We start from the raw sequence: 2668 nt of genomic DNA, 5'->3' as shown, positions 1-2668 counted from the left end.
GGCAAGGCCCCTACCTTGACGGTAAATTGTAATCCTGTGCTGTCTGCCATAACGCTGTTCCTTAACCTGCCTGTCCGCTACCCGAGCCAATCACAACGCCACCGCAACCTATGCCGGTGCCGGTCACGGCGATGGGTTTGCCGTTGACCAAAACGGAGCCGACGCCCCCCGAGATGCTGCGTGGATGGGGAGGATTGTTGGGTTTGTCGTGAGGGGCCAGCGGATCACCCTGCCGGGCCACCGGTTTGCCATCGAGAAAGACGTCCGGGCTAGCGGCAATCACGGGGGATGGGTGGAACCCATCGTGGTCGGTGCCAATGTCACCGAGCAATGCAATAGAAGGGCACATATAAATTCTCCGTGTGGGCAAGGGGCCGCCGTTGGGGCGCCCGCCATGGCGCAGGCTCACCATCATGAGCCGGGGCGCAGAGACACCAGGGGTAGCGACCTAGCAGCCTTCATGCCATGGCTGAACTGCCATAAATCACGTTTAAAATCAGTATTTTATGCTAACGACTCGCACAGTTGAGCGGCGTTACTGCAATGAATTGCGCAAGACAGGGCAAACAACACGGCAAATCTTGCTATACCAGTCATATTCGCTAACTACTGCGCAATTCATTGCTCAAGACAGCATTATCAACTACCTTCAGCGCCCTGCTGCAACTGATAGAGCCGGATATTGAGCGTTTTCAGGTCATTTTCCAGGCTTTTTAATTCGGCGGCCGTGATGGGCTCCCGGGAGGCCTTCCTCGCCTCCAACTCGCCGAGACGCAGGCTGAACGGGATGTTCTGCATCAGGTTCTTCTGCACCTCGTAGAGCTGGGACTTGAGGTAAGAGATGGTCACCGTCTTGCGCTGGCGCTCCAGCTCCAGCAACTGATCGAGCAGGGCATCCACCCCGGCGCGGGCATCCAGATAGGTCGGCATGCTGATGGCATCCCCCTGCTGACCGGCAAGCAGCGTTTGCCACTGCTTGTCCAGTGCCTTGACCGCCAGCGAGTCGGGATAGATCATCTGCAGCGAGCTGCGAAGCCCCTCCCCATAGCGATACCAGTAGAGCGGCGAGGCCTGCTCCAACCGGACAAGCTGACTCTGATAACGGGCCACCAGTTCGCTCTCCATGCCCTGCAGGGTCTGCTCCCCCAACACAATGCGCGCCTGGCGAATGTCGTCATAACTGAGTGCTCGCGGCAGCTCGGCGGCCGGTTGTTGCAGACGCTGGGCTGCCACTGTTTTCTCCTGCTGCTGATGTTGCCAGCCGAGCCAGCCCATCACAGGCAGGGCGCAGCTAAGCAGGCCGCAACCAAACCAGAACCAGGCGGGCCGCTGCCGGCGATGCTGCTCAATCTTGAGCACGGTCGGCTTCATCTGTCCCTTTTCTCGTCCCACCAGAATGCTGCCCTGAGGCAGGTGCGAGGTCGCCGCCCCGGCAGAGGCGCCGTGATCGCTCTCCATGTCAGATTTGAAGAAGACCATGGGCGGGATCTGCAGTTCCTCCTTGAGGCCGGGCTCATCGGAAACGATGACGATCTCGGTCTCATCGAACAGATGGGTGTAGCCCTCGATAAAGTGCACCAGGTTCTCGACCCGGGGAATGCGGCTTAAGCCCGCGTTGTGCAGCTTCTCGCTGATAAGTTGCAGCGCCCGCTCGCAGCGGTAGATCAGTCGCTTGTCTTCATGGCTGATCTGGTACTGGCGGACCACGTCGCTGATGCGGGCGATGAACCAGTCGAGCATCTCGATGCGGGCTCGCTCCTGATGCACCGGCGGCCAGAAGCTCTCCCACTGGGTCACGATCAGGTTGGCCAGAAACTCACACCCTTCGGTGAAGCCGCTCAGCCCCTGCAAGCGCGAGCGCGCCAGGGTGAAGTAGATGGCGGTCTGCAGATCCACCCCGTGCTTTTCGAAGATAAGGCTGGCGAGCTGATGGATCTTGCGCCAGTCCACCTCGGGGCGTGAGGCATGGCTGAGCTTGTTGATTTCGCTGCGTAGCGCTTCGTATTCCGGCAGCATTCTGGGGTCACGCCCCACTTTCAGCGCCTGCTGACCTTGTTGATTCTGTGACATATTCGGTTCCAAAATGCGGGGGGCTCTGTGTCCCCCCGACATTATCAATAGAGGGATCCAGGCAATCTGAACTGGCTGAACAGGCCACCGGTGAAGGGGTTCTGCGCGCTATCGGTATAGACGCGATAGGTCATGGCCCCCTGATCCACCGGGAAGCGCACATCGAAGGTCGCCTCATTGACCTGGGTCAGCTCCCCCTTGTCCATCAGGCGGAACATGGCCCAGGGGCCGACGAAGCCTTCGCTGCGCGGCGAGCGCTCGCGGGCGGCCGGCACCAGGGTTATCTTGCTCTCGGCCCCGTCACGCATGGTGTTGGGCCACACCAGCGGGATCTTGGTGCGACGGCCATGGGCGTACTCCAGCAACTGACCATCCAGGTTCAGCACGCTGCGCCGCTTGTTGGCGGTGAGCTCGATGGGCTCGAGGGCGAACTGCACCTCCAGGTTGCCCTGCTGGCTGAAGAAGATCTGGCGGATGCGGGCGGCTCTATCCAGCTGCTTGACCAGCTCGGCCTGCATGGGCGAGCTGAACTCTCCCTCCATCAGACCGCTCTCTACCATGGGTTTGAGATTGACCTGATAGAAGCTGTCCAGGGTGC

At 60.2% G+C, this 2668-nt stretch carries 3 protein-coding genes; all 3 read right to left on the bottom strand.

What is annotated here, in order from left to right:
* Positions 1–61: 61 nt before the first annotated feature.
* Entirely contained in the window at positions 62–349 is a 288-nt protein-coding gene (locus tag AAC083_RS15690) for a type VI secretion system PAAR protein (protein WP_108537081.1), read from the bottom strand.
* 290 nt (positions 350–639) lie between these two features.
* Entirely contained in the window at positions 640–2070 is a 1431-nt protein-coding gene (locus AAC083_RS15685) for a VasL domain-containing protein (RefSeq protein ID WP_108537080.1), read from the bottom strand.
* Between the two features lie 44 nt (positions 2071–2114).
* Positions 2115–2668 (bottom strand): type VI secretion IcmF C-terminal domain-containing protein (locus AAC083_RS15680; protein ID WP_308811014.1); only part of this gene is annotated, 554 nt, incomplete at its 5' end.

The sequence above is a fragment of the Aeromonas sp. HMWF014 genome (assembly GCF_963878295.1).
GTDB lineage: Bacteria > Pseudomonadota > Gammaproteobacteria > Enterobacterales > Aeromonadaceae > Aeromonas > Aeromonas popoffii.
This window is presented reverse-complemented; position numbering and strand designations above follow the sequence as displayed.

What these genes read in the sequence shown, in the direction of transcription:
- AAC083_RS15690 (WP_108537081.1), bottom strand. Translation starts at nt 349, where the DNA reads ATGTGCCCTTCTATTGCATTGCTCGGTGACATTGGCACCGACCACGAT.
- AAC083_RS15685 (WP_108537080.1), bottom strand. Translation starts at nt 2,070, where the DNA reads ATGTCACAGAATCAACAAGGTCAGCAGGCGCTGAAAGTGGGGCGTGAC.